General features: G+C 60.1%; 5 protein-coding genes. 4 read left to right on the forward strand and 1 reads right to left on the reverse strand.

From position 1 onward, the window contains the following. The 4 genes from PMI35_RS35500 to PMI35_RS06895 all read left to right on the forward strand — a co-directional run. Window positions 1-215, forward strand: a 215-nt coding sequence (locus tag PMI35_RS35500; protein WP_238543201.1) for a hypothetical protein, incomplete at its 5' end; no start/stop codon positions are given. 80 nt (window positions 216-295) lie between these two features. Then, window positions 296-3,043 carry a type VI secretion system Vgr family protein gene (locus PMI35_RS06905; protein WP_008063812.1) on the forward strand — a complete coding sequence of 916 codons (2,748 nt, stop codon included), beginning with the start codon at window positions 296-298 and terminating at the stop codon, window positions 3,041-3,043. Then, complete coding sequence (locus PMI35_RS06900) at window positions 3,040-4,851, forward strand: phospholipase D-like domain-containing protein (protein ID WP_008063814.1); 1,812 nt, start codon at window positions 3,040-3,042, stop codon at window positions 4,849-4,851. Before PMI35_RS06905 ends, PMI35_RS06900 begins: the two co-directional genes overlap by 4 nt. Continuing rightward, window positions 4,851-6,131 carry an SEL1-like repeat protein gene (locus tag PMI35_RS06895; protein ID WP_008063816.1) on the forward strand — a complete coding sequence of 427 codons (1,281 nt, stop codon included), beginning with the start codon at window positions 4,851-4,853 and terminating at the stop codon, window positions 6,129-6,131. Before PMI35_RS06900 ends, PMI35_RS06895 begins: the two co-directional genes overlap by 1 nt. 200 nt (window positions 6,132-6,331) lie before the next feature. Here the strand turns inward: PMI35_RS06895 and PMI35_RS06890 are convergent, their stop codons facing one another. After that, window positions 6,332-6,625 (reverse strand): DUF6124 family protein, encoded by a 294-nt coding sequence (locus tag PMI35_RS06890; protein ID WP_008063818.1) that lies wholly within the window; start codon window positions 6,623-6,625, stop codon window positions 6,332-6,334. Between the last annotated feature and the right edge of the window lie 612 nt (window positions 6,626-7,237).

Raw genomic sequence — 7,237 nt, forward strand, 5'->3', positions numbered from 1 at the left:
ACCATGTGTCCGGTCCGTACACTGAGGGTCCAAAATCATTAAGCCAGTTCAGCTTGCTGGCGGTGGCGTCGGCCAAGTCGACGCCAAGCCAGAAGACCATTCGCTGGCAAGCTCCTACAGGGTTATCCGACACAGGTAACCCGGTATTTCAATACGGAAACGCCCTACACCATCCTCAGAAACGTCCCATATTCAACTTCCTTCAAATTCACTAATGCTTTCACCCCTCAGGACCCGGGTGAAAGCAAAACCCTTCCTGCACGTTCCCTCCCCTACAGACCAGGAAGGCCTGACCATGAGCACCCAATCGCGCATCGTCTTCGATCACCACCGCCATAAATTCACCATCCACCGGTTCGACGCCAAGTTCGATGTCCTGGCCTTCGAAGGCGAAGAACACCTCAGCCAACCCTTCAGCTACCGCATCGAATTTACTTGCAGCGAGCAGGACCTCAGCGCCGAGCAGATACTCAACAAGGACGGCCGCTTCAGCCTGTACCCACCGCCGGCCAAACCACCATACCCAGGTTTGCCAACGCCCGAGGTCAAGCCGTTGCGTAGCCTGTACGGGATGGTCAACAGCTTACAGCGCCTGTCCGCCTCCCGCGACGAAGCCCGCTACGAAATCACCCTGCAACCGCGCCTGGCGCTGCTCGGTCGTGGCCGCCAGTACCGCCTGTACCAGCAGCAGTCGGTACCCGAGATCGTCGAGCACATCCTGCGCAGCCGCCACGACTTCCTCGGCCAGCACTTCCTGTTCCAGCTGGTGCGCGAATACCCCCGCCGCGAACAGGTCATGCAGTACGGCGAGAGCGACCTGGCGTTCATCGAACGGCTGCTGGCCGAGGTCGGCATCTGGTACCACTTCACTCACGACGACCGCCTGCAGATCGACGTCGTCCAGTTCCACGATGACCAGCGCCACTACCAGTTCGGCGTGCAGCTGCCGCTGCGTGCGCCAGCCGGTTTCGCCAGTGGCGAGGACGGCGTGTGGCAGCTGCAGACCCACCACCAGGTGGTGGAAAAGACCATCAACTTTCGCGCCTATCACCACCGCGACGCGCGGGCCTGGCTCGATGGCGAAGTCGACCAGACCCGCGGCACCACGAGCACCACCTACGGCGAGGCCTACCACTACGCCGAACCCTACCGCGTGCTCGGCGATCGCCTCGATCAGGACGAAGACCTGCAAAGCGAAAGCGGCTTTTTCTACGCGCGCCTGCGCCACGAGCGCTACCTCAACGCCCAGACCCACCTCAGCGGCGCCAGCAGCAGCGCCAGCCTGGCGCCGGGGCAGGTGCTGAAACTCACCGATGGCGATACCGTGACGCCAAAGTTCCCCAAAGACGCGCCTCAGGCCTTTGCCCCCGGCGCAGTAATCACCGGCCTGCGCACCCGCGCCGCCCGCGACCGCGGCATCGAAGTGCATTTCGAGGCCATCCCCTACGCCGAAATGGTCTGCTTCCGTCCACCGGTCCCGGCCAAACCGATCATCGCCGGCACCCTCCCGGCGCGCCTCAGCAGCCCCGACCGCAACGACCGCTACGCCGAAATCGACCTCGAAGGCCGCTACCGCGTGCGCTTCCTGTTCGACCGCGACACCTGGAAACCCGGCCAGGAAAGCGCCTGGCTACGCCTGGCCCGCCCCTACGGCGGCGACACCCACGGCCTGCACCTGCCGATGCTGGCCGGTACCGAAGTGGCGGTGGCCTTCGAACAGGGCGACCCGGATCGCCCTTACATCGCCCACGCCCTGCACGACAGCGAACACCCGGACCCGGTGACCCTGCGCAATCGCGACCACACCCGCAATGTGCTGCGCACGCCGGCGAACAACAAGCTGCGCATGGAAGACCTGCGGGGGCAGGAGCACGTCAAGCTCAGCACGGAATATGGCGGCAAGAGTCAGCTGAACCTGGGGCATCTGGTGGATGCCAAGAAGCAGAAGCGGGGGGAAGGGTTTGAGCTGAGGAGCGATGGTCATGGCGCCCTCCGTGCAGGCAAAGGATTGTTCATCAGCGCCGATGAACAACCAAAAGCCCAGGGGCAGGTGCTGGACATGCAAGCCGCGCTGGGCCGCTTGCAACAGGCCGGCGAGCAACTGCAAAGCCTGTCCAGTGACGCCCAGGCAGCCCATGCCGAACCCGCCGATGTGCAGGCGCAACTGTCACTGATGCGAGATCAGCTCGATGAGCTCGAGGCCCAGGTGATCCTGCTGAGCGCGCCCCAAGGCATCGCCCTCACCAGCGGCCAGCACCTGCAACTGGCGGCGCAGGAGAACCTGATGCTCAACGCCGGCGGCCAAGCCGATCTCAGCGTGGTCAAGCGCCTGTTCATGGGTGTGGGTCAGGGATTGAGCGTATTTGTGCGCAAGCTGGGGATCAAGCTGATTTCCAATCAGGGCCCGGTAAGCGTGCAGGCGCAGAACGACCAACTCGAACTGCTTGCGCGCCACGAGCTGTCGATCACCAGCACCGAAGACGAGATCCATATCACCGCGAAAAAGAAAATCACCCTCAATGGCGGTGGCAGCTACTACACCCTCGATGCGAGCGGCATCGAATCGGGAACGATGGGCGATCACAACGTCAAGGCGGCGTACGTCGAGTACAGCGGCCCGGCCAGCATGACCGCTACGCATCCGGATTACCCGCCACTTCAATCCAGACAAACCTTGCGCTTTTCGATACCGCAAGCCCCTAACGCCTCCGGCCTCGGCTGGGCGGGCATGCCCTATACGCTGTACGCCGACGGCGCCGTGCTCCAGCGAGGCGTGCTGGACAAGACCGGGCAACTGTCGATCGACCATCAGGTCGTCACCCGGGGTTATCGGCTGGTGATGGCCAACAGTGTGGTTTACCAGATCCCGACGCCCACCGATTACCGCAATCCCGAACAGGCGCACCTGGCCAATGCGGGGTTTCACAACCACCCATCGAAAAACCATTCCGAGGTTAGTCAGCCCGCCTCGCACACGGAGCTCCGCACCTTGTATTCCACCGTAATGGATGACCTCAGCCCCAAGGAAGAAGACAGCCAATGAACCCGTACGACATCGTGGCCCCCGCCGCACTCCAACACACCAGCCAGGTCACGTGCACTACGCCCTGGTACGTGCGCAACACTGAATACCCTCCCGCCATGGCCACCTATCGGCCCTTGGTCAACGGCGAGGAAGCATTTTGCGCCGTGCACCTGGCCATCGCCCAGGCCAGCCGGACCGTGGACATCGTTTGCTGGGGATTCCAACCGTCGATGTTCTTCATTCGCGATGGCAAGGCACCCAGCATCGGTGACCTGCTCCTGGCCAAGGCCCGCGAAGGCGTGCGCGTACGAATGCTGGGTTGGGAGATGCCATTCAATTCGGCAGGTGTTGGGGGTGAGGCCAACTTGCCCGGTAAAGGCTCGATTAGCATCAGAGATCGAGCACTACAGCGCTCCACCGAGGCGCAATACGCTGAAGACCGCGACTGGTTCGCCCGATGTGCGGTTGCGGACGACAAGGCGGCGCAGCAGGCCGGGAATAGCTTGCCGCAGTTCGTCAGCCGCGGCTTCAGCTGGGAAGAACGGGCGGAAATTTCCCATTGGGTGAAATATGAAAGCCTCGACCCGAACATCAGTACACAGATGCGGCAGGCCTTGAAGCTCACACCCTCGCACCACCAAAAAACTGTCCTGATCGATTACGAACTGCCCGACAGCGCCGTCGGTTTCGTCATGGGCCACAACATGCTCGACGAGTATTGGGACACCGATCGACATTCGGCGCTGAACCGTTCTGAGGACAGCAAGCCAGCACCCAACGCCGGCCCGCGCGGCGATACCCCACGCCAGGACATCTCCAGCCAGGTCAGCGGACCGATCCTGGAACACCTGCACCACAACTTTGCTACGGCCTGGCGCAAGGAAACCGGTGAGGACCTGCTCGACTCGCGTCAGGCCATGCAGATCGGGCCGCAGCTGCAATGCACTCCAGGCACGACCCGCCAGATAGCCCAGATCCTGCGTACCCAGGCCCAGGAAGGCAAACGCGATATCGAACAGCTCTACCTGAAAGCCGTCAACAACGCGACCCAGTTCATCTACATCGAAAACCAGTACTTTCGCTGGCCACCGCTGGCCAAGTTCATCAAGGCGGTCGCCACCGGCCAGACCGCGGCCGGGCGCGACCCCGGCGTGCATGGCGCACTGCACCTGTTCGTGATCACCAATGCCAGCCACGACAGCGTTGGCATCGGCAGCCTGAACACCCAGCGCATGCTCGCCAGTCTCGGACGGGCCGAGACCATTCCCGAAGTCACGAAGTTACAGCGCATCGAGGAGGTGAAAAAAAACGCCCCACCCCAGCCACGCCCCGAACCCCGCGACCGCGTCGGGCATCGGGAACTGGCCGAGTGGCAGACCAGCCTCGATCATCACATCCAGCGGGTCAAGGACAGCACCATTGTTCCGGAGGACATTCCCAACCTGAAGGTTCACGTGTGCTCGCTAGTCGCCCCCGACTCCCCGGCCGGCAAGGACTGGATGCCGGTGTACATCCATTCCAAGCTGATGATCGTCAACGACGTATTCACCACCCACGGCTCGGCCAATATCAATACCCGCAGCATGCAGGTGGACAGTGAACTGAACATTGCCCATGAGTGGGCGAGTGTGACCCAGGCACTGCGGCGGCGGTTGTGGGATCTGCATACGGATGGGAGAGGGGTGCAGGACGATGCGGACAAGGCATTTAAGGCTTGGCAAAAGATCATCGATGACAACAAAAGGCTCCAGGAAAAGAAGGATGTGCCCTGTGCTTCGCTGGTCGAGTTTTATTACGACAAAGCCAAGCTGAGGGACTTCGACTGATGCGTCGAATCCTCTTGCTGTCTTGCCTATTGCTGGCGGCTTGCGATAGCCGCACTGCCTTTACCTATACGAAGAAGGACCCTCATGTGAATCCACTGACTGAGATCAAAGCCAAACTGGCTTTCACCTGCGCCCACGAGAAAATTCCCGCCCCTAGTGCCGAGGCCGATGCGCTGTTCCAGTACGCGCGCTGGTTGCAGAACAACAACCAGCTCAAGCAAGACAAAAGCGTTGATGTCGAAATCGAACGGCTGTACCGCATCGCCGCCGAGAACGACCACTACAAGGCCAATATCAACCTGCAAAACGGCGCCATGCGTGGCCACTTCAATCTTCGTGGCGATGAGCATCTACGCCTGAGTCAGCAATTGATCAATGCCGGGGTGGCCACGGGAAATTACTTTGTCGGCATCTTCCTGCAACAAGGCTCAGCCGGATTGAAACAGGATCCGCAAATGGCCTTGCGGTACTACCGCAAGGCCGCCGATCAGGGTAATGCCCAAGCGCAGTTCGATGTAGGGGATAAGCTGGCACCCATCGACATTGCTCCTGACGTTGCCCGGCAAATGCGCCGTTGCGCTGCCGAACAGGGGCATGGAGGTGCTGCTGTCATGTTGTCGATTTATCTGAGAGATGAACAAAAATACAGCGAAGCTATCGAAGTCTTGCAAATGGGTGTTGCTGGCGGGGATGAACATGCTGCCGGCCGCTTGGACGATGCATTTCGTGGCCCTCCTTCGACCAATACGATGGATTACTTCGGTCAACAGGAAGATCTCGAACGCGCCGAGCGCTACGAGAAAATCTGGAAAGTGCTCTCTGGCTACTCCTACGCGAAACCCAAAGTCCCCGAAATCAACGACATCCTCCCGCTCCCCCCAGCCCAATTACCGCCATGGGACGGCAAGCTCCAATGGCTCGAAGAACGCCTGGCCAATGTCCCACCGGAAAAACCCAGCAACGCACTGATCAACCAACTGTCCAAGGCCAAACTCCTGGACCCGGCCACCGGCCAGGGACTCCCGGGATCCCCTGCATTCAGCCAGGCTCATTTATCCGCACCGTACTGCTATAGCGGGCAAGTCTGCCCGGTAAGTGGGTACTGGAAGATTGGTTGGCTTCCTCGCCATCATTCAGTGAAGGCCGGGAACGACACCCGGTATTTCAAGCAGGGCGAGATATTGCCGATGCAACTGGTCGAGCGTTACCACATGCGCACCTGGCCCTTCTCCGACAAGATCACACAATCTGAGCAAGCGGTTAAATGGTGCCTACTCTGATGAGAAATCAATTTCTCCCCACGCGTTGACTCTGGAGTTTGTTACTGCTGTCACGCTGAAAAAAACAACCAGCTCAAGCAGGACAGTATCGCCCCGCTCACACATCAATGAAGGAGCTAGCTTGCGAAAAACCCAGTGGTGTTTCCATCGTCGAAACCCCACCCAATGCAAGCTCACTCCTACAACCCCGGCGTCCTGACCTACTCCTGCGGATCTACATGATCCAGCACCCGGTTCACCGACAACTCCGCCAAAGCGATCATCTGCTGAATTCCCAGGGCCAAATTACATTTCGGGCCATTGAGATTAAATGCCAGCTCACTGGCCATGACACTGGCCGAGGCAAGGGTTTCACAGGCGTGGACCAGGAGGGTTTCAGTGTTTACGTTGGGAAGGATGGTGAAGATGGGGTTGGGGCGGCGGTTACGGGAAGACTCGGGACCGCTTTCTATCTGGCAATCCGCATCAGGGGGATTTGGCGTTGGTTTGAACATGGCGAAGCTCCTATGAAAGTGAGCCCCTCCCCATCCGCTACCACGCAAAATAGGGAGACGGCTGTACACAGGGTGGTAGACCGGTCATAGGAACCCGGCAGGCCGAAGCCTCCCATGCACAGCCGCCACAAAGCAGCCAGCATAAAAAAACGCCCTGAGGCGTTCTGGGTCTATGAAATAACCGGGCTACCACACCCGTTCGCTGAATTGGCAGCGACGCAAGAAGGTTAACGAGGCGAGGTCTTTAACGCAAGTTCTCCTGCGTCTGTTAGCAGCCGGAAAACCCGCCACTAAAAGCCCGGTGGCCTTCCCCGGTTATTGATCGTTCCCACGCTCCTGCGTGGGAATGCATCCTGTGACGCTCCGCGTCACCGTTGCGCACGGCTCACGTCATGCGTCGTCAGCGGAACGCGGAGCGTCCCTGGCGGCATTCCTTTGCTGCGCGTGGGAACGATCAGATCAAGCGCACGCACCCATCATCCAGAAGGGAAGCGTTATCGTTGACGTCCATCGCGAGCAAGCTCGCTCCCACAGGGGATCAGGTACAGCCGTAATAAGCCAGGTCGGCTTTAAGGCCGCCTAGCTTTTGATTTTGATCTGGGGTGCCCCGTT

This window comes from Pseudomonas sp. GM78, from assembly GCF_000282475.1.
Classification (GTDB): domain Bacteria; phylum Pseudomonadota; class Gammaproteobacteria; order Pseudomonadales; family Pseudomonadaceae; genus Aquipseudomonas.